This is a genomic window from Virgibacillus byunsanensis, from assembly GCF_042675965.1.
GTDB lineage: Bacteria > Bacillota > Bacilli > Bacillales > Amphibacillaceae > Virgibacillus_R > Virgibacillus_R byunsanensis.
Map to the genome: position 1 here is coordinate 1 of NZ_JBHTKJ010000060.1, position 23,246 is coordinate 23,246.

Annotated in this window: 21 protein-coding genes, 3 pseudogenes and 1 riboswitch; of the genes and pseudogenes, 9 read left to right on the top strand and 15 right to left on the bottom strand. The window is 38.9% G+C overall.

The genetic code is table 11. The features are described 5' to 3' along the window. On the top strand, positions 1–293 hold a 293-nt coding region (locus tag ACFQ3N_RS17150; protein WP_390363872.1), incomplete at its 5' end, for an RNA-guided endonuclease InsQ/TnpB family protein. 67 nt (positions 294–360) lie between these two features. Here the strand turns inward: ACFQ3N_RS17150 and ACFQ3N_RS17155 are convergent. From ACFQ3N_RS17155 to ACFQ3N_RS17165, 3 genes and pseudogenes are all read right to left on the bottom strand, one after another. Further along, positions 361–627, bottom strand: a pseudogene (locus tag ACFQ3N_RS17155) (cation-transporting P-type ATPase); the annotation flags it as partial. Between the two features lie 69 nt (positions 628–696). Further along, positions 697–831: riboswitch (yybP-ykoY riboswitch) on the bottom strand. A 36-nt stretch (positions 832–867) separates the two neighbouring features. Further along, entirely contained in the window at positions 868–1,782 is a 915-nt protein-coding gene (locus tag ACFQ3N_RS17160; RefSeq protein ID WP_390363874.1) for a pseudouridine-5'-phosphate glycosidase, read from the bottom strand. Then, the gene (locus tag ACFQ3N_RS17165) at positions 1,779–2,897 is read right to left on the bottom strand and encodes a PfkB family carbohydrate kinase (protein WP_390363876.1); all 1,119 of its coding nucleotides are present in this window, start codon (positions 2,895–2,897) and stop codon (positions 1,779–1,781) included. Before ACFQ3N_RS17165 ends, ACFQ3N_RS17160 begins: the two co-directional genes overlap by 4 nt. A 213-nt stretch (positions 2,898–3,110) precedes the next feature. Here ACFQ3N_RS17165 and ACFQ3N_RS17170 point away from each other — a divergent pair, with 213 nt between their 5' ends. Both ACFQ3N_RS17170 and ACFQ3N_RS17175 read left to right on the top strand, forming a co-directional pair. Continuing rightward, entirely contained in the window at positions 3,111–3,677 is a 567-nt protein-coding gene (locus ACFQ3N_RS17170) for an RNA polymerase sigma factor (RefSeq protein WP_390363878.1), read from the top strand. Positions 3,678–3,798: 121 nt separating this feature from the next. Beyond that, entirely contained in the window at positions 3,799–4,521 is a 723-nt protein-coding gene (locus ACFQ3N_RS17175) for a DUF421 domain-containing protein (RefSeq protein WP_390363914.1), read from the top strand. A 92-nt stretch (positions 4,522–4,613) separates the two neighbouring features. Here the strand turns inward: ACFQ3N_RS17175 and ACFQ3N_RS17180 are convergent, their stop codons facing one another. Continuing rightward, entirely contained in the window at positions 4,614–6,131 is a 1,518-nt protein-coding gene (locus ACFQ3N_RS17180; protein ID WP_390363880.1) for an acetyl-CoA hydrolase/transferase family protein, read from the bottom strand. A 130-nt stretch (positions 6,132–6,261) separates the two neighbouring features. Then, a complete protein-coding gene (locus tag ACFQ3N_RS17185; RefSeq protein WP_390363882.1) occupies positions 6,262–6,906 on the bottom strand; it encodes a LytTR family DNA-binding domain-containing protein in 645 nt (214 codons plus the stop codon). 220 nt (positions 6,907–7,126) lie between these two features. Here ACFQ3N_RS17185 and ACFQ3N_RS17190 point away from each other — a divergent pair, with 220 nt between their 5' ends. Continuing rightward, positions 7,127–8,188 (top strand): NAD(P)/FAD-dependent oxidoreductase, encoded by a 1,062-nt coding sequence (locus ACFQ3N_RS17190; protein ID WP_390363884.1) that lies wholly within the window; start codon positions 7,127–7,129, stop codon positions 8,186–8,188. Between the two features lie 202 nt (positions 8,189–8,390). Here ACFQ3N_RS17190 and ACFQ3N_RS17195 read toward each other — a convergent pair whose 3' ends face one another. Next, entirely contained in the window at positions 8,391–8,870 is a 480-nt protein-coding gene (locus tag ACFQ3N_RS17195; RefSeq protein ID WP_390363916.1) for a PaaI family thioesterase, read from the bottom strand. Positions 8,871–9,025: 155 nt separating this feature from the next. Here ACFQ3N_RS17195 and ACFQ3N_RS17200 point away from each other — a divergent pair, with 155 nt between their 5' ends. Further along, a complete protein-coding gene (locus ACFQ3N_RS17200; protein WP_390363886.1) occupies positions 9,026–9,436 on the top strand; it encodes a DUF4395 domain-containing protein in 411 nt (136 codons plus the stop codon). Positions 9,437–9,501: 65 nt separating this feature from the next. Here ACFQ3N_RS17200 and ACFQ3N_RS17205 read toward each other — a convergent pair whose 3' ends face one another. The 8 genes from ACFQ3N_RS17205 to ACFQ3N_RS17240 form a co-directional block, all read right to left on the bottom strand. After that, a complete protein-coding gene (locus tag ACFQ3N_RS17205) occupies positions 9,502–10,251 on the bottom strand; it encodes an SDR family NAD(P)-dependent oxidoreductase (RefSeq protein WP_390363888.1) in 750 nt (249 codons plus the stop codon). A gap of 105 nt (positions 10,252–10,356) precedes the next feature. Then, on the bottom strand, positions 10,357–11,772 hold the full coding sequence (gene argH / locus ACFQ3N_RS17210; protein ID WP_390363890.1) for an argininosuccinate lyase: 1,416 nt from the start codon (positions 11,770–11,772) through the stop codon (positions 10,357–10,359). Further along, positions 11,769–13,028, bottom strand: coding sequence for an argininosuccinate synthase (locus ACFQ3N_RS17215; RefSeq protein ID WP_390363892.1), 1,260 nt, complete (start codon positions 13,026–13,028; stop codon positions 11,769–11,771). Before ACFQ3N_RS17215 ends, argH begins: the two co-directional genes overlap by 4 nt. A 27-nt stretch (positions 13,029–13,055) precedes the next feature. Next, positions 13,056–14,018, bottom strand: coding sequence for an ornithine carbamoyltransferase (gene argF / locus ACFQ3N_RS17220; protein WP_390363894.1), 963 nt, complete (start codon positions 14,016–14,018; stop codon positions 13,056–13,058). Continuing rightward, a complete protein-coding gene (gene carB / locus ACFQ3N_RS17225; protein WP_390363896.1) occupies positions 14,019–17,255 on the bottom strand; it encodes a carbamoyl-phosphate synthase (glutamine-hydrolyzing) large subunit in 3,237 nt (1,078 codons plus the stop codon). Further along, positions 17,248–18,351: a carbamoyl phosphate synthase small subunit gene (locus ACFQ3N_RS17230; RefSeq protein WP_390363898.1), complete on the bottom strand. Its 1,104-nt coding sequence runs from the start codon at positions 18,349–18,351 to the stop codon at positions 17,248–17,250. Before ACFQ3N_RS17230 ends, carB begins: the two co-directional genes overlap by 8 nt. 248 nt (positions 18,352–18,599) lie before the next feature. Beyond that, positions 18,600–18,869 carry a hypothetical protein gene (locus tag ACFQ3N_RS17235; RefSeq protein WP_390363900.1) on the bottom strand — a complete coding sequence of 90 codons (270 nt, stop codon included), beginning with the start codon at positions 18,867–18,869 and terminating at the stop codon, positions 18,600–18,602. A 251-nt stretch (positions 18,870–19,120) separates the two neighbouring features. After that, positions 19,121–19,504 (bottom strand): DoxX family protein, encoded by a 384-nt coding sequence (locus ACFQ3N_RS17240; RefSeq protein WP_390363902.1) that lies wholly within the window; start codon positions 19,502–19,504, stop codon positions 19,121–19,123. Between the two features lie 148 nt (positions 19,505–19,652). Here ACFQ3N_RS17240 and ACFQ3N_RS17245 point away from each other — a divergent pair, with 148 nt between their 5' ends. The 3 genes from ACFQ3N_RS17245 (at position 19,653) to ACFQ3N_RS17255 (ending at position 20,889) form a co-directional block, all read left to right on the top strand. Continuing rightward, complete coding sequence (locus tag ACFQ3N_RS17245) at positions 19,653–19,814, top strand: hypothetical protein (protein ID WP_390363904.1); 162 nt, start codon at positions 19,653–19,655, stop codon at positions 19,812–19,814. A 121-nt stretch (positions 19,815–19,935) separates the two neighbouring features. Further along, a complete protein-coding gene (locus ACFQ3N_RS17250; protein ID WP_390363906.1) occupies positions 19,936–20,349 on the top strand; it encodes a CHRD domain-containing protein in 414 nt (137 codons plus the stop codon). 72 nt (positions 20,350–20,421) lie between these two features. After that, positions 20,422–20,889 carry a hypothetical protein gene (locus tag ACFQ3N_RS17255; protein ID WP_390363908.1) on the top strand — a complete coding sequence of 156 codons (468 nt, stop codon included), beginning with the start codon at positions 20,422–20,424 and terminating at the stop codon, positions 20,887–20,889. 266 nt (positions 20,890–21,155) lie between these two features. Here ACFQ3N_RS17255 and ACFQ3N_RS17265 read toward each other — a convergent pair. Beyond that, positions 21,156–23,011, bottom strand: a pseudogene (locus ACFQ3N_RS17265) (IS1634 family transposase). Positions 23,012–23,164: 153 nt separating this feature from the next. Here ACFQ3N_RS17265 and ACFQ3N_RS17270 point away from each other — a divergent pair. Further along, positions 23,165–23,246 (top strand): annotated as a pseudogene (locus ACFQ3N_RS17270) (IS200/IS605 family transposase); the annotation flags it as partial.

Consider the following 23,246-nt stretch of genomic DNA (forward strand, 5'->3'; position numbering starts at 1 on the left):
TAGATATGAAAGGGATGTCGCAAGCTCTAAAGTTTGGTAAAAGTGTCGCTGATAATGGTTGGGGAATTTTCACTTCTTTCTTACAATACAAACTAAAAGAACAAGGGAAACAACTTATCAAAATTGACAAATGGTTCCCATCCACCAAAACTTGTTCTAATTGTGGGTCAGTAAAAGAAGTCAAATTATCTGAACGTACCTACCAATGTACTTGCGGTCTAAGTCTCAATAGAGATTACAATTCGGCACTCAATATCAAAAAAGAAGGCATTCGCTTATTAGCAAGCGCCTAATAAAAATATAAACTTTTGGAACAAGAGGGTTAGCTTGGTCAATTTCGTCTGCTACCAAAAGTGACGATTACCCAAGAAGCCCCCACTTCAAGCAACCCGTAAGGGTGGTAAGTGGTGGGAGTAGTTCACTTACTTCCATTAAAATAACAGCTATAAAAATTATAAAGGACTCGACCATTTCTCCAAGTGCTAATTGGACAGAAGCCGCTACCAACAGAACGATCACCATGGCCTCATTGAATGTATCAAAAAATAACTGCCATGTAGTGTCCTTCTCTTTTTCTTCCAATTCATTATTGCCATGCTTTTCAAGACGATGCTGTACTTCATCAACACTTAAACCATTTCATGAAGAATTGATTTCTTGTAAAACTTCCTAAAAAGGCTCCTATCATAAATGGATGAAAAAGAGACCAATGCCATATAAGGCAAAGGTCTCGCTAAGCAATTTCTTGCCAATAAAGCCGATGGCATAAACCATGTAGTGACGACTTTATTTTGGAATACACTTCCAAAGCTACTCCCCTTTGAACCAATGTCCAAAGTTATTTAACTAGTTTTATACTATCATATTTTAGCCCTGTGTTGCGAAACTAACAGCAATTTGCGCTCCAACTTTTGCGTTATGCTTTACTAGGGCGATATTGGCATCTAAGCTTTTTCCATCTGTTAATTCCTTTACCTTACCTAATAAGAAAGGGGTAACTTCTTTTCCGGAAATATGGTTATCCCTCGCTTCTTGTAAAGCTGTCTCTATTACGTTAGTAATCATTTCTTCAGACATAGCATATTCAGACGGAATAGGGTTTGCAATAACTGCCCCACCTGATAGATTCAAATCCCATTTTGTTTTTAACGTAGCTGCTATGTCCTCCACTTGATCTGCCCTGAAATTAACAGGAAATTCACTGGTGCGTGTGTAAAATGCTGGCAATACATCTGTTTGATAGCCCATAACTGGAACTCCTTTTGTCTCCAAGTATTCCATGGTTAAACCTAAGTCCAGAATCGATTTTGCCCCTGCACAAACAACCGCGACATTCGTTTTTGACAGCTCTTCTAAGTCAGCTGAAATGTCCATACTCGTTTCCGCTCCACGGTGAACACCACCAATACCACCAGTAACAAATGTTGTAATTCCAGCTAATTCAGCACAAATCATCGTAGCAGCAACCGTAGTAGCACCTTTTTGTTTAGTTGCTACTAAATAGGCTAGATCTCGCCTGGAAACCTTTGCCACTTCTGTACTGTTTCCAAAGTCTTCAAGTTCGTTATCTGTTAATCCAATTTTGATTTTTCCATCTAAAATCGCGATCGTCGCTGGAACTGCACCATGATCACGAATAATCTGTTCGACTTCACGAGCTGTTTTCACGTTTTGCGGGTATGGCATACCATGGGAAATAATTGTTGATTCTAGTGCTACTACAGGTTTCCCTTGTTCCTTTGCTTTAAGCACTTCTTCTGATAATGATAGATACTGCTTCATTTTAATTCCTCCATATCTTTTTGTAATTGCGTTGGTGATAAATCTTGTCTTACCGTAAAGGTTGATTGCAACGTTTTCGAAGCATTTACAATTCCGGCAGTAGCAATGTCTATTAACGATTTGTTTTCGAGCCATGCATAAATAACTGCAGAACTAAAGGCGTCACCAGCCCCTGTTACATCCGCAATATTTGTTGTCTCCATAGATGGAACGTGATAGATTCCTTCATCTTTATTACCAATCATTGCTCCGTCTTTTCCATTCGTAATGACTACATTGGATACACCTGCTGTAAGCCATTTATTAACCGCCTGCTTCCACGCTTCATTCGTTGTGATTTCATCATGAAAGTATTCTTCTGTTTCATCACGATTCGTAATAAGCCATGTTACTCCGTGTAAATCTTCTGGTAATCGTTTCATTTTTGGTGCTGAAACAGATACTAGTACGATTGGTTTATGATGTGTTTTTGCGAATTGACATAATGCCTGAAGTGTCTCTTTTGGGCAATTTAAATCTGCTACAATACACTTGGCATAACTCAATAGATTGGTATGTGTTGCTATTAATTCCGGTGTTATTGACTCATAGACCTCCATATCGGCTAATGCAACAACTAGATCACCAGCATCATCCAATACCGCTGTATACGATCCTGTAGATGCGTGTGGTACTTTCACAACTTGGTCTAAATCCATATATAAAGATGATGATGATTCAATAAACGACCAATCTGTATCGGCTCCACTAGCCGTGATTAGGGAAACTTCCTGGCCAAACCTACCTAAATTCTCCGAGATGTTTCGTGCCACCCCCCCTGCGCTTTGCGTCGAACGCACAGGATTTGACGTTCCTAGTTGAATGGTATCTTGTCCATAGAACTTTCGGTCGACATTTGCACCACCAATACATACGACTGGTTCCGTTTCATTTACAATATAAGCCTTACCCCGAATATAACCTTTTTTAACCAGTCCTGAAATAAGATTAGCAATAGAAGGCCTTGATAGGTTTAAAGCGTTTGCAAGTTCCTGTTGACTGATATAGGGGTCTTTTTTAATAAGGTGGAATAGCTTTTGCTCCTTTTCATTGAGAAATTCACTCTTTTTCAACATACGCACCCTCCCTTCGTAAACTTATGTTTATATATTAAACTTATGTTTACAACAATAGTAGGCTACCTTTTTATAATTGTCAAGAACAAAATTAGTTTTAAATAATTTAATACTTTTTTCCAATTAGCACCCCCTAACACACTACTTGTTACGATTATAGTTGTAGGCTATAGTACTTTTATAAAAAGCTAGCTTTTTAAGAAAGAGGCTGTTATGCAAGCAGCAGATAAAAAGGATACATTTGAAGAAATCTTTCAGCAAAACGAACGGAGAATCCATTTTCACATTCATAAACTAAAGATTCGAGACCCACATCATGAATTTTATCAGGAAGGGTTATGTGCGTTGTGGAATGCATATGAAAATTACAAGCCAGACAAGGGATCCATGGCTACATATTTTAATTATGTGATTCGTAACCGGCTAATTGATATGATTCGTAAACAAACAAGGGAGGTAGAGTTAATGGAAAGAATGTCCCATCAAAAAATGACAGAGCTCGAGGATGGGAATCACGTGAAAAAACACGACACTTCGTATCCGTTATTTAATATGCCTGAAATGAATATTGCTGATCCACGTTTATGGCAGCAGTTAAAAGTACAACTTACACAAAACCAATGGAAGTGGGTGTTATTCCATATTATTGGAGACATGCCTATAAAGGATATTGCGATTCAGGAAAATACCACGGTCGAGGCTGTGAAAAGCTGGGGGAAACAGGTACGACGAAAATTACGCAATAGTATGTATTATGAACAACTTTCATGGGACTTATAAATGTATGAGATAATCCTAGTTCGGATAGAATTATAGTATTATAAATTCTTATTTTAAACTAGTGCTAATCTATCAAGTTATTGTAAGCCGCAAAATGAGCGTAAGGGGAAGTGTGTAATTGATGGATATGTTAAAAGAAATACTTGTTATCCTGGGCCGGATTATTACCATTTTACCGTTACTATTGGTGGTAACTATGCTAATGGGAAAACGTGCTATTGGTGAACTTCCTGTATTCGATTTTTTGATCATTATTACGTTAGGAGCAGTAGTAGGTGCTGACATAGCTGATCCGAATATACATCATATTCCAACAGCAGTAGCCATTATAGCTATTGCCAGTCTTCAGATAATCGTGGCGAAATGGAAAATTACGAATCGAAAAATTGGTAAGCTGGCTACCTTTGAGCCAACAATTGTTATCCAAAATGGTAAATTTCTCGATAAGAACATGAAAAAGATACGGTATTCCATCGATAATATCCTGCAAATGCTCAGGGAAAAAGGGGTATTTGATTTAAATGATGTAGAAATAGCATTAATCGAAGCGAACGGATCATTAAGTGTGCTGAAGAAGGCCTCTAAACACCCAGTTACTCCTGGCGACCTCAACCTAGTTAAGTCAACTTCATCAGTAACCTTTCCAGTTATTATAGAAGGGAATGTATACTCTGATGTGTTGCAGGGACTTGATCTAACCGAAAGCTGGTTAATGGAGCAATTATCTAATCGAAAAATTGACAGCCTGAATGACATTTTTTATGCTTCGATTAACTATGACCATCAACTACACATATCACTTAAAAATGAAGAAGATAAAGAAAACCTACCCATCCGGCATTAAGCGCCTGTCACTTCCTGGTTTTTGTTAAACATTGTCGAAAATATAGTCACATGAAAGCCACGCTTTTAGTTCTAAGCGTGGCTCCCTGTTTCTTATACAGTTTCTGCAATACGTTCACGCATGGTACCATTTTTGGCAAAATTAGTATGCCAGGATAGTGCCTTTTCGAGAATATGCGGGGTCTGTCCACCTCGTTCAAGTGCTTCTTGGTAATAAGTCCAGAGCTGTTCACGATATAAAGGGTGAGCACAATTCTCTATAATAAGTGGTACCCGTTCTCTTGGAGCAAGCCCTCTTAAATCAGCATAACCCTGTTCTGTCACAACAACATCAACATCATGTTCTGTATGGTCAATATGAGAAGCAAACGGAACAATGCTAGATATATCACCGTTTTTAGCGATTGATTTTGTTACGAAAATAGCCAATCGGGCATTTCGGGCAAAATCACCTGACCCCCCAATTCCATTCATCATTTTTGTGCCAGACACATGCGTGGAATTAACATTTCCATAAATATCAAACTCTAATGCTGTATTGATTGATATTAAACCGAGACGTCTAATAATTTCTGGATGGTTAGAAATTTCCTGTGGTCGCATAATTAGCTTTTCACGATACTTTTCAAAGTTCGAAAAAACCTGTTCCATTTTCTCTTCTGACAATGTTATCGAACAACAGGAAGCAAAAGTTACTTTTCCTGCATCAATTAAATCAAATACGGCATCTTGTAATACTTCTGAATATACTTCCAAGTCCTTGAACTCTGAATCCAGCAACCCATGAAGAACAGCATTTGCAACAGAACCAATACCAGATTGTAATGGAGCTAGGCGTTTGGTTAATCTGCCGGAATCCACTTCTTTTCTCAAGAATTCAATTAGATGCTTGGCCATAATTTCCGTCTCATAGTCAGGCGGAAGAATGGTTGATGGTGAATCTACCTGATTGGTAAACACAATTCCCTGTACTTTCTCCCAATCAATTGGAATGCCAGTAGTGCCGATTCGATCATGCACTTTTGTTAATGGAATAGGGTCACGTTCCCCCTGTTTTCCAGGACTGTACAAATCATGCAGCCCTTCTAATAACACTGGTTGCGCCAAATTAATTTCAATAATGATTGATTTTGCATTTTCTGCAAATGCAAGTGAATTCCCAATAGAAGTTGTTGGTATAACCATTCCATCGTCGGTTATAGAAATCGCTTCCAATATTGCGTAATCAATGGTTTCTATTACATTGGATCTCACTAATTCGGAAGTGTGAGATAAATGATGATCCACAAATAAATGCTCTCCTTGATTTATCTTTTTACGCATTGTAGCATCTGCTTGAAACGGTAGACGTTTATTTATAATGCCTACTTCAGCGAACATTTTATCAATATCAGAGCCTAAAGATGCCCCAGTAAAAACGTTTACTTTAAATTTTTCACCTTTCTCTGCACGATTAATGAGTGCTGTTGGAACCGCTTTCACATCACCCGCACGTGTAAACCCGCTTAATCCCAATGTCATTCCATCTTGAATCCAGGATGCAGCTTCTTCAGCCGAAACAACACGTTTCTGCAAGCGAGGGTCTTGGATGCGCTCAAAATTATTTTCCATGATTCATCCCTCTTTCCATAAGTTTTAAAATAATTCTAACTTATCAACGACACCTATTGGAGATTTAGGGCGGGAATAGATAATTCTCGTTTAAAACATGGAAAACAACACATGAAGCAGCATATTTATGTTAAAATCCTAGCAATTTACGAAAATAACTCGAATAGGATTGGCTTACCGGGATTCTCGCACCATCATCCATTGCTAACAGAAATGTGGAATGGGTATCTGGATAGATCTCCTTTATGTGATGTACATTTACGATAAATGATCGATGACAACGGATAAATGACTCTCGTGGGAGCATATACTCAAATTCCTGCAAAGCATTTTTATGCGTACCTAGACAACCTTCTGCATATACGTGAGTCTTTCTTTCCTTTACTTCTAAATACTTCACATCCTCAAATGGAATTGGCTTCCAACCATCTTGTGTTTTAACCGTTACAACAGACTTCCCTTCTGTGAAAGCAGGATAAATCGCTAAAACACACCCCTCGAGCTTCCCATCATAATGAAAAGGAACCGCCATCCCGTGATAGGGAACTCCAAATATATTCCGATCAATAAATTCAGACGCTTTTTGCTCTGTCATAAGTGCTTTGTAGGCGATCGTTCCTTCAATAACAGGGTCGCCTTGTCTTATCTTCAAATCAACCCGTTTACTCGGACGGTAATATATATATTCACGTGTATTTGATACTGCAATGGAAATTTCATCAGAGAACAACTCACCAATAACATCCAATAGCGAACCAATCGTTAATCTTTTCATGTTCATACACCTCTAGTGAGTGCCTGTCACTTTCCGATTTTTGTCAATTCTTGTCGAATGGCATCCAGCTTCTGGCACTTTCTTTTTACTGTTTTTAATGTACCACCAAAATAACTAAACAACAATTACATGATTTTGCTAGTCTTCTACTGCAACTTTTGATAATCTTAGAAATATGAGGCAACTTACATATATGAATTTACAGAGATGAGGTTATATGATGAAACAATTGGTCGTAATAGGTGGTGGGTATGGTGGATTTAAAATGGTTTCTCATCTGCTAGACCAGAACCTTCCAGACGATTTAACAGTTACTATTGTAGATCGAAATCCATACCACTCCATAAAAACGGAATTTTACACAATAGCAGCAGGTACATCAGCCGATAAAGATTTACGGATGAATTTTCCTGTTAATCAGCGAATTAATTACGTGTTTGGCGAAATCATAAAAATTGATCCAGAAAACAAACAAGTATTATTGCACGCGAAAAAAGAGCCTGTTACTTATGACTACCTCTTAATAGGACTTGGTTGTGAAGATAATTATCACGGGATTGAAGGTGCAGCTGAGTTTACCAAAAGTGTTCAAACGTTCAGTAATGCAAGGCATGCTGGAGTTGCTGTTGGTAACTTAAAGGCTCAAGGTAAGGTATCTATTGTTGGAGCAGGGTTAAGCGGGATTGAAGTAGCAGCAGAAATACGTGAAAGCAGACCTGACCTTAACATACGTCTACTCGACCGGGGGGCAACAGTATTAAAAGCCTTTGACGAGAAAATTCAAAACTACGTAGAAAATTGGTTCAAAGATAACGACGTTGAAGTACTGCATGAAGCAAATGTAGAGTATGTAGAAAAAGATGGTGTGTGTAACAATGGTGTCTGCTATGTTAATGACGTTACCATCTGGACGGCGGGCGTTCGACCAAATTATTTAGTACGTGAGTTACCATTTGAAAAAGACGATCAGGAAAAAATTGTCGTTAATGAATTTTATCAAGTACCTACCCAACCTAACGTCTACGTGGTGGGTGATTGTGCATCATCTGAGTATTCACCTAGTGCACAATTAGCTGGTCAGCAGGGCGAACAGATTGCAGAAATCTTGGCAGATGTAGTCCAAAACAAGGAGCCACAAAAGCCAAAAGAACTAAAACTTAAAGGAACACTTGGTTCACTTGGTAGTTCTGAAGGATTTGGAAACATGATGCAACGACCAGTTACAGGATATATCCCACGATTAGCTAAATCCGGGGTTTTGTGGTTAAATAAGCGTCATTAAATAAGGAAATCAAAACGAGTAGAAGTTTAGGCAACTTCTACTCGTTTTTATTTAAAATATAGGAAAGTATAAATTTTTAAATCGTGTTTGCTTGGCTGTAGGTTTAGCCATGTCCAGAGTGAGTAAAAGCAACAACCATCATCTCAAGTTATGTCGCAATTATAGCTATTCTCTCAAAAGCAACATACTTTACGATAACAGCCTATTTCATAAACGTATCAGGCATCACAGCCGCTACAACTTCACCTTTCGCGCAACACACATCACCAGCAAAAACTTCCGTATGTACCTTCCACTTTTTCGGGTGAATTTCTTCTATTGTCCCAACCGCCTTTAATGGAATACCATGTGGTGTCGGTTTAATAAAATTCACCTGTAATGAAGCAGTCACAAAACGTGGAGGTTCAACATGATCACCGGGTTCATGGCCGTTTTTCCGGTGTAAACCAAGTGCCGCCGATCCAGTTCCATGACAATCGATTAATGAAGCAATTAATCCTCCATACACAAAACCCGGAATCGCCGTGTGCTCTGAACGCGGTGTATATTCTGTAACAGTTTGATCACCTTGCCAGCCTGTCCGAAAATGGTGACCATCCTGATTTAATCGGCCACACCCATAACACCAGGAAAAATCATCTGGATACTCGTCTTGAATGGCATGTACAACCTTTTCACTCATCCAATCTACCTCCCCTTTTATAATTAGTATACCATGTTCCATTGGTATAGAAGCACTTACAGGGATAGTTTGCATATAATAAAAGACTAAAACCTTTATTCCTAGTAAACAACTGTGTATAATATGATATAAACAAGAAAGGGGATGAATAAGCTATGAGCATACCTAAACCACTTGTACAGATTAACCAAACATTTATTATTTTATCTGTTCTGTTGGGGTTATTACTTCATCCAGTAATTTTACTTGTACCATTTACTTTCGGTATTTACACAATTGTAACAAAGCAAAATCCAATTATTATGTTCAGCAGAAGATTTTTGACCAAGTCTTTTCATTTATATAAACAAGAAGATAAGGATCAGCAAATTTTTAACCAGTGGATTGCAACCATTTGTATCGGGTTATCCATGATTTTCTTTTACTTCAACATGAATATCCTTGGCTATACGTTCAGCATGATGGTTGTAGCAGCTTCAGGCATTGCGCTAATGGGTTATTGCATCGGATGTACGATTCGTTATAGATATATGATGTGGCGTTATAAAAGAACCCGAACCCAGTAAAGTTAAACGAAAAAAGATCCCATCCTTTTACAAGGGTTTGGGATCTTTTTTCGTTATTTTTCAGTCTATTGTTTAAAGCTTAAGAAGCCGTCATCAACAGGAATGGTTTGTCCGTTGATGGCACTTGCTTTAGATGTGAACAGAAACGATACAACGTTTGCTACCTTTTCTGGTTGAATTAACTTTTTGTTCATATGCAGATTTCCAAGATATGCCTTTGTTTCCACGTCTTCACCAAGAATCGGTGTGTCTATAAAGCCTGGTGCAACACCTACAACTCGAATGTTATGTTCTGCTAATTCTAACGCACCTGATTGCGTCATAATTTTAACCGCCGCTTTTGCGGCATGATAGTTGAAGCTACCTGTGGCAACCATCGAGCCATAAATAGAAGCTGTGTTAACAATAGTTCCTTCTACGCCAAGCTCTACCATCTTTTTCGCCCCATAATACATACCATAGTAGACACTATGTTGATCCACTTCGATTACTTTATGATAAGATGCTGGGTCCATTTCCAAGAATGGTTTCACAAGCCCAATACCTGCGTTGTTAAAGATACCATTAAATGTTCCATATTTGTCTGCTGTCCAGTCGATTAAAGCTTTTACATCATCACCCTTGGAAACGTCTATCTTGTATGATGCTGCTTTGCCATCGTTGTTTTCTATTTCTTCTACGACATCTTTCGCTTCGTCTTCATTTAAATCTGCTACGACAACTGTCGCACCTAGCTTAGCCAACTGCAATGCTGACTCTTTACCGATTCCGCTTGCTCCACCTGTAACGATAAGCACTTGTTTTTCTAATTCCATTGTCAAAACCCCTTTCATATAATAGGATTCACCTTGATTTTAAATCTATAATAGTAACAGTTGCAACTGTGAACAACCACTATATAAGGGGGTTAGACTTCATTGTCAAAATTTCGTCATATCTAGATGTTGCTCGCTCCAATCCATGTTACTTTGTATCATTCCAGCTGCATTTTCTAATTGTTCTTCTACACGCTTCTTTGCAGTTCCTCCCGCTACATCTCGGGCATTTACTACGGCTTCTGGGCTGAGCACATCATAAATATCTGCTTCAATCGATTCAGAGAATGACTGGAATTCTTCTAAAGATAAATCCAATAAATACTTATCCTTGTTAATGCAATCCAGTACGATTTGCCCAACTGCCGCGTGTGATTCTCTAAATGTCATTCCTTTTCCGACTAAATAATCAGCTAAATCTGTTGCATTCGAAAAGTCTTTCCGAACGGCTTGATACATGTTGTCTTTCTTTACATGCATGGTTTCGATCATTGGCGCAAATAAAGCTAATGCACCACTTAACGTACTTACGGTATCAAACATGCCTTCTTTGTCTTCTTGCATATCTTTATTATAGGCTAACGGTAGCCCTTTTAGCGTTGTTAACATTCCCATTAAATGACCGTATACACGGCCAGTCTTTCCTCTTACAAGCTCTGCCACATCCGGGTTTTTCTTTTGTGGCATCATACTGCTCCCTGTACAAAAAGCATCATCTAATTCAATAAAATTAAATTCCGCACTTGACCACTGAACAAACTCTTCACATAACCTTGATAAATGCATCGAAATAATGGAAGCATTTGATAAAAATTCTACAACAAAGTCACGATCACTAACTGCATCTAAACTGTTTTCACAAACTCCATCAAAGTGTAGCTCTTGTGCCACATATTGCCGGTCAATTGGAAAGGTGGTTCCTGCTAAGGCCCCTGCTCCAAGGGGAGACTTATTTACTCGTGAAAAGCTATCTGTTAAGCGTTCCACATCACGTTGAAACATGAACACATAAGCCATCATATGGTGTGCAAATAATACAGGCTGGGCACGTTGTAAATGGGTATATCCAGGAAGTACTGTATCTAAATTTTCTTGTGCTTGCTTATAAAGTGAATCTTGTACTGCTGTTAATAATTGGCTGATTTCTATCAAGGACTCCCGTAGATATAACCGCATATCGAGAGCCACCTGATCATTTCTGCTTCTTCCTGTATGAAGTTTTCCACCAACTGGTCCAACTTCCTCGATTAGAAGCTTTTCAACATTCATATGAATATCTTCATGTTCCTCGTGTAATTCCGCTTCTCCATTTTTAATTTTAACAGCAACAGTATTTAATCCTTCTATTATCGTATCGCCATCACTTTGTGAAATAATACCGCACTTTTTAAGCATCTTCACATGTGCAAGACTTCCCTCGATATCGTACTGTGCCAGTTTCTTATCAAAATGAATGGATGCTGTATATTCATCTACTAATTGGTTTGTTGGTTTTGTGAATCTGCCACCCCATAACTTCATTGATTATACGCTTCCTTTACTTCTACTCCTGCCTTGTCAATCGATTCCGCTTTCTTTACGTCTGACTGGTTTATAGAAGAATGAACTTTTGTTGGAAGTCCCCATAACTTAATGAACCCAAGTGCAGCGTTATGGTCAAATGCATCCTCCTTATCATATGTTGCCAGATCAAAGTCATATAAGGATTGTTCTGATTCACGTCCGATTACCTGTGCATGACCTTTGTATAGTTTTAGTTTAACTGTACCTGAAACATAAAGCTGTGTTTGTTCGATAAACGCCTTTAGGGCATCTGTTAACGGGGAATACCAAAGGCCGTCATATACCATCTGTGCCAACTTTTGCTCTACCACTGGTTTAAAATGAGCAACTTCTCTTGTTAGAGTAATGGCCTCAAGCTCCTGATGAGCAGCTATTAACGTCACAGCTGCTGGTGCCTCATAGATTTCACGTGACTTGATGCCAACTAAGCGATTCTCCACATGATCAATACGACCAACGCCATGCTTTCCAGCTATATCATTCAATGTAACAATTAACTCCTCCAACGGAAGTGCCTCACCATCTAAGGATACAGGTTTTCCTTGGTTAAACGTAATCTGAACAACTTGTGGTTCATCCGGCGCCTCCAGTGGGTCAGTTGTTAAATCGTACGCTTCTTTTGGTGCTTCCACCCACGGATCTTCCAAAACTCCACATTCATTACTGCGTCCCCATAGATTTTGATCAATGCTATAAGGATTATCCACATTAACTGGGATGGGAATGCCATGTTTCTCTGCATAAGCAATTTCCTCTCCTCTAGACATCGACCATTCTCTTACAGGTGCAACAATATCCAAATTCGGATTCAGCCCCGTAAAGGCAATATCAAATCTAACTTGGTCATTTCCTTTCCCTGTACATCCGTGAGCTACAGCTGTTGCTCCTTCTTTCTCGGCAATATCAACGAGCACCTTTGCAATTAACGGACGAGACAATGCAGAAATTAATGGATATTTCCCTTCATACAATAAGTTAGCCTGCAATGCAGGTAACACATATTCATCAGCAAATAGTGATTTTGCATCAATAACATAGGACTTAATAGCTCCAACGTCCAATGCTTTCGTTTTAACAAAATCCAAATCTTTTCCCTCTCCAACATCGAGAGCAACAGCAATCACATCATAATTATATTTATCCTGTAACCATTTAACTGCTACAGATGTATCAAGACCTCCAGAATAGGCTAATACGATTTTTTCTTTTCCCATAAAATATCTCTCCCTTTATTTAATAATTTATCCCATCAAAGCCGTCATCAGTGCCTTCTGGGCGTGTAATCTATTTTCAGCCTGTTGGAAAACAACAGAACGTTTACCATCAATCACATCTTCGGTAACTTCTTCCCCCCTATGCGCTGGCAGACAATGCATAAAGAAGGCATCCTTATGTGCTAACGTATATAATTCCTTGTTTACCTGAAACCTTGAAAATGCTTGCTCGCGAATCTTTTGTTCCCTTTCCTGCCCCATACTTGCCCATACATCTGTATAAACGACATCTGCTTGATCAACAGCAATTTGCGGACTTGACGTTACCTCTACCTTACTTCCACGCAAACGAGCTATTGATTTTGCTTGTTGTGTGATAACAGTATCAGGCTGATAACCAATCGGTGCTGCAATTCGAATATCCATGCCCATGATTGCTCCTCCAAGCATCAAAGAGTGTGCCATATTGTTGCCATCACCGATATAGGCAAGCTTAACGCCTGTGAGTTCACCCTTTATTTCCTGAATGGTTAGCAAATCAGCTAATACCTGACAGGGATGATACGTGTCTGTCAGACCATTAATAACTGGAATGCTTGCATTTTCTGCTAGTTCCTCTACTACCTTTTGTGAAAACGTACGAATCATGATTCCGTCCAAATATCCAGACAGTACTTTAGCGGTATCAGCAATTGGTTCTCCTCTGCCTATCTGTATATCATTTGCGTTTAAAAATAATCCTGAACCACCTAGTTGAAAGATTCCTGATTCAAAAGACACACGCGTTCTCGTGGATGACTTTTCAAAGATCATTCCAAGTGTCTTTCTTGTTAAAGGTTGTTCATCTTTCCCTGACTTATGCTTATTTTTCATGTCGGTGGCTAATTGTAGTAAATATAATAGCTCCTCTTCGTTGTAATCAGCGAGTGTTAAAAAATCCCGACCTTTAAGCTGCTGTTGAATAGAGACGTCCTTTATTCCTAACCCCATTTACACCACACGCTCCTTTCCTTTATTTAAATCTTCACTGGTATGCAGATAGTCATGAAGTGAGTATGGCTCTTCTATTACTTGCTGGGAAGCTTGTGAAAAAGCATGTAGTGTCTCAACGGATGTGAAACATGGTATATCCGTTGTAAGAGCTGCAGAACGCAATCTGAAATGTTCATCTTCTGTAAAATTTTTATTCGTATCACATATCAGTTGAAACCCTTTATCCAAACATATTTCCTGAGCTTTAGTGATGCTGATCACCTCATCTACCGGAACCCCTTTTTCGCGGAGAATTTCAGCAGTATTTTCCTCGGCAACTACTTTAACAGCCATAGTTGATAGTAACTGCCAGAAAGCGTCTGGAACATTTACAGATGAACTTAATGATAGAAACACAGGATCTTTCCCAGAGTCTAATAATCTATCTTCCTTCCAGCCAAATGCTTTTACCAAAGCTTGCTCAACCGTGTAGCCTATCCCAATTGCTTCACCTGTTGATTTCATTTCAGGCCCTAAATACGGATCAACGCCAGGTAATTTATGAGTTGAAAACACCGGCATTTTTACCACAAAGTAAGGAATGTCATCATGTAAACCAAGCTTCCAAGTCTGACTTTTCAACGGTTGCCCCATTTGAACGCGCGTTGCCAAATCAATAAGAGGAACTCCCGTAACCTTACTAGCAATTGGTACTGTTCGTGAAGCACGAGGATTAACCTCTATACAATAAATTTCTTGTCGGTCTTCACTTAGAACAAATTGTATATTCAATATTCCTTTTATATTTAATTCCTGTGAAATAGACTGTGTATATTGTTCAATTAATCGTTTCTGTTCTTCTGTTACATCAGGTGCAGGAAATACAGCTATACTATCGCCAGAATGAACCCCTGCCCTTTCGATATGCTGAAAGATCCCAGGTATTAAAACGTCTTCGCCATCACAAACAGCATCAATTTCCAATTCGTAACCGGGAATGAAACGATCAATCAGCAATGGGAAAATACTCGAGGTTGGCGCATCTTTTTTCAACCCTTCCAAATAATCTATAAGCTCGGATTGATTTTGCAAAATAACCATTCCTCTTCCCCCAATAACATAGGAAGGACGAATTAAAACCGGAAAACCAATTTGACTGGCTACGTTAATAGCACTTTCGGTATCCATTACCGTTTCACCATCAATGTGGGGGATTTTAAGCTTTTTCAACAATTGGTAAAACATATTACGGTCTTCCACCGCATCAATGGAAGCTAAGGAAGTTCCGTACACATTTACACCTCTATGACTTAAACCTTCTGCTATATTTATTGCTGTCTGACCACCAAATTGAACCATTACGCCATCAGCATCTTCTTTATGCATAACCTGTAAAACGTCCTCTACAGTCAGGGCTTCAAAATACAAACGATCGGCAGTATTATAATCCGTACTGACAGTCTCAGGATTATTGTTGATAATAATGGCATGGATGTTCAGATCCTGTAATGACATCGCACTATGAACCGAACAATAATCAAACTCGACACCCTGACCTATCCTGATCGGACCAGATCCTACTACCACCACTTTTTGTTTCCCCTTCAGTTGATTTGCTTCGTCCATCCCATTCCAGGTGCTGTAAAAATACGTTGTAACAGCTGAAAACTCTGCAGCACAAGTATCGACCATTTTATAGGAGGGAGTTATGTCCAACACATTCCAAAGTTCGCTTACCTCACCTAGGTCCTTATCGAAAATAGTGGCTATCAACTTATCTGAAAACCCGAGTGATTTTACTTGTTTCCACTCACCCTTGGTGATGTTACCCCATGATTTTTCACTAAGTTCTTTTTCCACACGTATCATAAAAGCTATTTCGTTTAAAAAATACTTATTTATACCAGTCGATTTGTGTATGTCTTCAACTAGATACCCCCGCCTAAAAGCTTCCGCTACCACAAATAGTCGTTCATCTGTTGGATGTTCAAGCACCTGATCAATCGCTTCATTCGTCCAGTCATTAAGAAAAGGGAAATATTCAAAATCAAAGTCTAAAGACCGGATCGCTTTATTTAAAGCTGCTGGTAAATTGCGATCTAGTGCCATTACTTCACCAGTCGCCTTCATCTGTGTTCCCAGTAATCTATTTGCAGTCTTAAATTTATCGAACGGCCAACGCGGAATTTTCACAGCAATGTAATCAATTGCAGGCTCGAAGCTCGCATACGTATTACCCGTTATCGGATTTAATACTTCATCTAGATGATAACCCATCGCAAGCTTTGCAGCAATTCTAGCAATCGGATAGCCTGTTGCTTTGGATGCAAGTGCACTCGACCTGCTAACCCGTGGATTGACTTCAATGATGACATACTCATTACTTTCTGGATTTAACGCAAACTGAATATTACATCCACCAACAACCCCTAACTCTCTTATTACTCTACAAGAGGTACTTCGGAGCATTTGGTACTCACGATCGGTCAATGTTTGGGATGGAGCGACTACAATACTGTCACCCGTATGTATCCCAACCGGGTCAACGTTTTCCATATTACAAACGATAATGCACGTATCATTGGCATCCCGCATCACTTCATATTCAATTTCCTTCCAGCCTTTCACACTTTGTTCAACTAGCACCTGCCCTATAGGGCTTGCATGAATACCGTTTTTTACAATAGTAGTAAGCTCTTGTTCATTTTCAGCTACTCCACCTCCAGCACCGCCTAATGTATAAGCTGGTCTGATGATAATAGGGTAGCCTGCCTGCTTGGAAAATTGAATAGCTTCATCAACTGAACTAGTTGATAAACTTTCAGGGACCGGTTCACCCATTGACTTCATCATGGATTTAAAGATTTCACGATCTTCCCCTTTTTGGATGGTATCAAGTGGAGTTCCCAATAACTCAACTTGATACTGATCCAAGACTCCTGATTCAGACAATAATACAGCGAGGTTTAACCCCGTCTGTCCGCCAAGTGTCGGTAAAATACCATCAGGTTGCTCCTTTTTGATAATCTTTGTTAACGACTCAAGCGTAAGCGGTTCTAAATAAACCTGATCGGCAACCGTTTGATCAGTCATAATGGTAGCCGGATTATTATTAACCAGAACAACTTCCACACCTTCTTCTTTTAAGGCAAAACATGCTTGTGTACCAGCATAATCGAATTCAGCAGCCTGACCAATTACAATCGGCCCTGAACCTATAACTAAAACCTTCTTGATATGTTGTAATTTAGGCATACTGTTTCTCTCCCTTTGCTGGTATCATGCTGATAAAATCCTGAAAAATAGTATACGTATCCATTGGGCCAGGATGGGCCTCAGGATGAAACTGCACCGACATTATTGGCATGTACCGATGCACCAGTCCCTCTATGGAATGATCATTCACGTTAACATGCGAAACAGTCCATTCTTCCTTATTCAGTGAGTCGCCATCAACCACATAACCATGATTTTGTGAAGTGATCATAACTTTTCCAGTTGCTACGTTTTTCACTGGATGGTTACTACCGCGGTGCCCATACGGTAAACGTTTTGTTGTACCCCCATATGCTATTGCTACAAGCTGTTGACCAAGACAGATCCCCAAAGTCGGATAGCTCTGAGTTACCTCTTTAATATTTTCAACTAAATAGCCTAAATCTTTCGGATCACCTGGCCCGTTGGAAAGGATAATTCCATCAGGCTGCAACGCTTTTACAACTTCTGGATTTGTATCAAAAGGTACTACTGTAACATGGCAACCAAGATGATCTAATGTTTGTGTTATAGAATGTTTATAACCAAAGTCGAAAACAACCACATGTTGATTAGATATATGTGTACGTTCGCAATTTCCTTGACCACAAAGACTAGTAACCTTCTTAACAGACACCTTCTTAACAATTTCCGGGTCAACATGCAATTGGTTTGGAATATCTCCTAAATCAGACGTTACTTTTCCATAAACCTCCCCATGCTCCCGAACAATACGAGTTACTTCCCTTGTATCTATATCATATAAGGCCGGAATTTCATGCTTATTAATCATATCTTCAAGTGTGAAGCTAGATTCATAATGTTCCGGAGTTCGGCAAGGGTGTGACATAATCAAGCCTGATAATGAAGGCTTAATGCTTTCATAGTCCATATCATTAAAACCGTAATTGCCAATGAGTGGATAGGTCATGGTAACGACTTGACCTGCATAAGAAGGATCTGTCATCACTTCCTGATACCCCGTCATGGCTGTATTAAAGACTAATTCACCCTCAGAAGCACGCTCTTCTCCAAGCCATTTGCCCTCTAACACATCCCCAGTACTTAATACTAGGTAGCCTATTTTCTGCTCCATACCTTCACCCTTCCTATCCAAACAAGTTTATTCATGCATTCGTATTTATTCATATAGATAAGAAGCGCACGAATAATGTTGTTAATGTTTATTTACTTCTTTGAATTATTATGCACTATAATGCATAATAATTCAACAGTTATTGTTCAAATTTTTCAATTTTATCGTAGAATTTTTATAGGATGCTATAATTTAAACGGGGTATCTGTATGATATTCTAAAATGAAACCTATAAAAATGAGTTAGTTTTATTTTCCTTTCGATAACAGCCGTACACTTTCTAAGTCATTTAAAAATTGACTAACCTCCTCTTGATTCAAACGAACAGGCATTTGATCATACAACGTAAGTACATGTCCATAGGTATCATCTTTGTGCTTATTTAAATAATCATACAGCGCATTTAACTGATTCTCATTAATGACCGCTTTTGTAGAAAAATGTTTGACACTCTGTAATATAAATTCACTCTCAAGCTGATCAAACTCTCCGGAAATGATGTTTCCCTTTAGCTCCATGTTTTCACTCCTATAATCGTAGGTTAACCTCTCTATAGTTTGTCCCAATTTTCTGTTGCGATCATATTAAATCACAAAAAGGTTTATCTACTTCATTACGTTTTATACGCTTTAATAGAACACCTTATGTTTGGACAAATACGGAGGAATTTGAAAAAGAGCGTATAAATTAGAATAGAGATATGTATGATACGTTAAAAACAGGCCGTTCTTAGAACGAGCCTGTTTTTACACTTACTTTATATTAATTCCTACAAACTAAAAGAACCTGGTCCAACTAAGGCAATACCGATCACAATAGCAATTATCACAAATGGGTATTCAATTCCACCTTTATCAACCCAATAGCCGTTTTGAAGGTGGACTTTAAAGATAGCTCCTATCATGGTAATGATAATAAGTGCTGCTCCAACCCATGTGAATAAGCCAGCCGCAATTAACAATCCACCAATAAATTCAAATAGTCCAACCATAACAGCTATTGTTATGCCTGGTTTAATACCTATTGAATCGAAAAATCCACCAGTACCTTTCGGGCCGTGGCCACCAAACCACCCAAACAACTTTTGCGCCCCATGTCCTGCAAGGCTAATTCCAATAACTAAACGGATAATTAACAAGCCAATATTAATCATATATAATTCCTCCTACTATTAATTAGTTAATTACTTTTTGTAACCACGTTAACTAATATAATCTGTAATTAAGAAGTTGTCAAGTTACTAAAAGGAGTTAATAGTCGATTTTTTGGAAATGATAATCAGTAAAATGGAGGTGCTTAGAATGGATCACAAAAATCGTGAATATAGAACCGGACAAGGTGTTCCTGAAGCGGGAGAATATATATGTCAGTCGGGAAAAAGAGGAAACTTCAAAGAGAAAGAAGCGTTTCCAGTATGTCCTGTTAGTGGTGAAGAGACTTACTGGAAACAGGATAATCAATAACTAGAGTAAAGATATTGAATTGATCTATCATAATTAATTTTCTCCAATGATATCAGTACAAGCAAATTAACCTCCTTAAAATAACATGTATTAGATGGCGATATTTTAAGGAGGATATATAATGTATAACAATCAATTCTTTATTGCTAAGTTAGTAGGGTCTGAAGAGGTTCCACCTGTTCGCACAAATGCTGATGGAATTGCTGAATTTAAAGTAACTAACAGAGCAATTCGATACCAATTAAGGGTGAATAACTTAGCTAATTTTACCCAAGCACATATTCATTTAGGCCGTAGGGGGGTAAATGGCCCTGTTGTTGCCTTTTTATTCGGTCCAGCAGACCCTGCTATAAGTGTTAAAAAAGGTGTCATAGAAGGCACCATTACTGCTGGAGATCTTGTAGGCCCCCTAACAGGAAGGCCGTTATCAACGTTAATAGATCTTATGAGAAAAGGGAAAACATATGTAAATGCTCATACAGTCCAAAACCCTGATGGAGAAATTCGTGGTCAAATTAAGCCTTTCAAAAGATAGTACATTACACCAGTTTGGATACGTAATCATACCTATAAGATGAGATGATTTTTAGAAAAAGGAGATGATTTTTTGTATCCGTATTATTACCGAGTTAACAACTGGGAAAATGTATTACATGCGTTACATCAAAGCTTATTTGCAGAGGAAATGGTATGTGCTATGAGCAGTGAACTATTCCATATACCAGAAACTCAAGGGTTAGAGGGTAACGCTGAGATGCATAACCACCTGGTCCCCGCTTCGTATCATCGTGTAACTGCAGTGGGTTCCGCACAAAGGCTTATGAACGGTGAGCAACAGCAATCTATAATAGAAACAATGTCCGCTTGTATAATGAATGCTGAAGCTCAAGATAAACAGGTACGGCAAGGATTAAATACAATGGAGAGAAATGCAAGCCCCTCCTATAAACCTGTTATTGCAGTCATTATTATGTGGCAAGAACAAGCAGAATATTATTTGAATCAAGCACGAGAAGCTTCACAATTATTGGGGGTTTCGTTTTCTGGTGAAAGTGAAGAATATAATTATAATTAACTTGAATACAAAAAGGTTGGTGGAATCCACCAACCTTTTTGTTATTCCTTTTAACGTACTTCCGAAAGAAGTCTCCCTCTTCAAGTGTGTGAAGGGCGTAGCCCAACGGTAAAGGGGAGATGAATTTCGGTTGGGCGACAGCCCAAAGGCTTTTTCTTTTGCTTTTTTTGTCCAGTATGGTATAATCTCATCTTTGACAGTGAAAACCACAAGAATGCTTATATGACAAGCGTTCTTGTGGTTTTTTAAGTGTTTAAAAGTGAGTACTATTTATGTTTTTTAACCTGCTTTAAAATTTTTTTCATTTTTTGTATGGTAACGATTTCAGCATCTGTTCGGAAGCCGAAAATTTCATGTAACCTGTCGGTTAAGTCCGTTCGAGTATAGTTGGGGATATAACCTTCGTTGGTTGCTTCCAGCACGCTCATATCCCGTAATGTTTGAATGATTTCGCAACAGGTAGCTGATTCATCAATTTTCTTTTCGATCAGTCGGTAGCTCAATAATGACAGAAAGCATACAAGGAAATGTGCTTTGATACGCCCGTCTTTTTGGAGAAATACCGGTCGTGTCCGCATTTCACTTTTTAGGATCCGAAAGGATTCTTCTATCTCCCAGCGTCGTTGATTGATTCTTACAATCTCCTCGGGGGTATTTTCCAAGTTTGTACATACCCCATAAAACCCATCATACTTTGCTTCTTCATCAACCTGTTTGGAATTAACGTGTGACTCGTTTTTCGGGCAATCTCACCATCCTCTGTGACGTGGGTCGATTGAATAAAACGATCCGGATTGTTTGCTCGCTTTTTTTCGATGCGGGAAGGATTGTTGACTTTCGTTTGCGCCCGCTCAATCTGTTTTTCACGGATCCCCGCCTGATAGCGTTTGTGTTTTGGTGAAAAGGTCACGATGAGTTTCTGTTCCAACCCATTTTCATTCATCCACCGTTCCTTGTAATACACGTGTGTATCTGTTTCCATATCAAGATCATTTAAGTTAATCGTTTGCTTTTTCTTATTTCCGTGGATGATTTGCGTTGAACCAACGATCTGCCATCCGGAAGCATCAAGGGCCCAATCCTTCAAATGCTTTTTTAGTTTCTTGATCGATTGCGTGGTGACGAATGCCCGATCGCTCATCGAATTGTAAAGTCGGTTTTCATGGGAAGAAAGCCCGGCATCGGTGCAGACCACAAACTTGGATAGTTGAAAGTCTTTTAAGATGCGCTTCTCCAGAGGCTTTAACGTTGGCTGCTCATTTTGATTCCCCGGATTAATGACAAAGGCAAGAGGCAGCCCACTGCCGTCCAAGAAAAGTCCCATTTGTACGATGGGATTAGGGCGGTTTTCTTTTGACATGCCGTATTGTTTTAAGCCTTCGGCTTCTTCTATCTCGAAGTAGAAATTTGTGCAGTCGTAGTAGAGAAGTTCCGTTTTGCGTTTAACGATTTCGGTGCTGTTTTTGTAGACTGCCTTTTCAATGATATCGGATTCCTCAGCCAGAATGTCTAATGCACGATACATATGGTGGTTGTCCACCGAATGGGATTCCAATAGCTCATCTGCCCGTTCCAGTGTCCCTTTCTTTGAGGTCGGATGAAGAACGCGCATATAAATTAACAGAGCCAAAATCTTATTTAGATCGTAAGAAAAATTGCGTCTCTCTGAGATCTCTTTACAAATAGTGTCCAACTTCAATTGATGATAAATGGATTCTAAGAAGAGGTATCCAACATTGAAGGATCGCATTTTTCCTTTGGCGATCGATTTGTTTGGATTGTATTTGACCATGACCGTTTCCGATTTTTTCTTCTTTTCTTCCGTTAATTGCTTGGCATATTCACGAGCCCATTCCTCTGGATCAACCCCGGGATGCTTCGCACGAATTTGTTCTTCATTTCCCAACGCTTCAACGACCTTCGTCGTTGATTTTCCATTGATATCCCTAACATTTTCAATAACCGAATAGGAGATAGAATGCTTGGAAACACTTTTTTTAATACGCATAAAATCCCTCAAATCCCATATGATGCCTTTATTATAACATAGTACTAAATAGTACTCAATTATTTTTGAGTAAATTTGACAAAAAAATAAAGCCATGACAGGCTTTATGGGCATTTTATCATTATATGAGTGTCAAACTCCCGGGCGTAGCCCAACGGTAAAGGGGAGATGAATTTCGGTTGGGCGACAGCCCAAAGGCTTTTTCTTTTGCTTTTTTTGTCCAGTATGGTATAATCAGTATTATAAAGTATAAGGATTGATATAACAATGAAATTAGACAGTAATAATCATTCAGTATTCTTGATGTATTACCATCTTGTGTTAGTCGTGAAATATCGAAGGAAAGTAA

Bases quoted from the DNA above. Each gene is read 5' to 3' on its own strand.
- carB (WP_390363896.1), bottom strand. From the start codon at position 17,255: ATGCCTAAATTACAACATATCAAGAAGGTTTTAGTTATAGGTTCAGGG.
- ACFQ3N_RS17170 (WP_390363878.1), top strand. From the start codon at position 3,111: ATGCAAGCAGCAGATAAAAAGGATACATTTGAAGAAATCTTTCAGCAA.
- ACFQ3N_RS17250 (WP_390363906.1), top strand. From the start codon at position 19,936: ATGTATAACAATCAATTCTTTATTGCTAAGTTAGTAGGGTCTGAAGAG.
- ACFQ3N_RS17175 (WP_390363914.1), top strand. From the start codon at position 3,799: ATGGATATGTTAAAAGAAATACTTGTTATCCTGGGCCGGATTATTACC.
- ACFQ3N_RS17235 (WP_390363900.1), bottom strand. From the start codon at position 18,869: ATGGAGCTAAAGGGAAACATCATTTCCGGAGAGTTTGATCAGCTTGAG.
- ACFQ3N_RS17160 (WP_390363874.1), bottom strand. From the start codon at position 1,782: ATGAAGCAGTATCTATCATTATCAGAAGAAGTGCTTAAAGCAAAGGAA.
- argH (WP_390363890.1), bottom strand. From the start codon at position 11,772: ATGAAGTTATGGGGTGGCAGATTCACAAAACCAACAAACCAATTAGTA.
- ACFQ3N_RS17215 (WP_390363892.1), bottom strand. From the start codon at position 13,028: ATGGGAAAAGAAAAAATCGTATTAGCCTATTCTGGAGGTCTTGATACA.
- argF (WP_390363894.1), bottom strand. From the start codon at position 14,018: ATGGGGTTAGGAATAAAGGACGTCTCTATTCAACAGCAGCTTAAAGGT.
- ACFQ3N_RS17185 (WP_390363882.1), bottom strand. From the start codon at position 6,906: ATGAAAAGATTAACGATTGGTTCGCTATTGGATGTTATTGGTGAGTTG.
- ACFQ3N_RS17165 (WP_390363876.1), bottom strand. From the start codon at position 2,897: ATGTTGAAAAAGAGTGAATTTCTCAATGAAAAGGAGCAAAAGCTATTC.
- ACFQ3N_RS17205 (WP_390363888.1), bottom strand. From the start codon at position 10,251: ATGGAATTAGAAAAACAAGTGCTTATCGTTACAGGTGGAGCAAGCGGA.
- ACFQ3N_RS17200 (WP_390363886.1), top strand. From the start codon at position 9,026: ATGAGCATACCTAAACCACTTGTACAGATTAACCAAACATTTATTATT.
- ACFQ3N_RS17190 (WP_390363884.1), top strand. From the start codon at position 7,127: ATGAAACAATTGGTCGTAATAGGTGGTGGGTATGGTGGATTTAAAATG.
- ACFQ3N_RS17195 (WP_390363916.1), bottom strand. From the start codon at position 8,870: ATGAGTGAAAAGGTTGTACATGCCATTCAAGACGAGTATCCAGATGAT.
- ACFQ3N_RS17180 (WP_390363880.1), bottom strand. From the start codon at position 6,131: ATGGAAAATAATTTTGAGCGCATCCAAGACCCTCGCTTGCAGAAACGT.
- ACFQ3N_RS17230 (WP_390363898.1), bottom strand. From the start codon at position 18,351: ATGGAGCAGAAAATAGGCTACCTAGTATTAAGTACTGGGGATGTGTTA.
- ACFQ3N_RS17240 (WP_390363902.1), bottom strand. From the start codon at position 19,504: ATGATTAATATTGGCTTGTTAATTATCCGTTTAGTTATTGGAATTAGC.
- ACFQ3N_RS17245 (WP_390363904.1), top strand. From the start codon at position 19,653: ATGGATCACAAAAATCGTGAATATAGAACCGGACAAGGTGTTCCTGAA.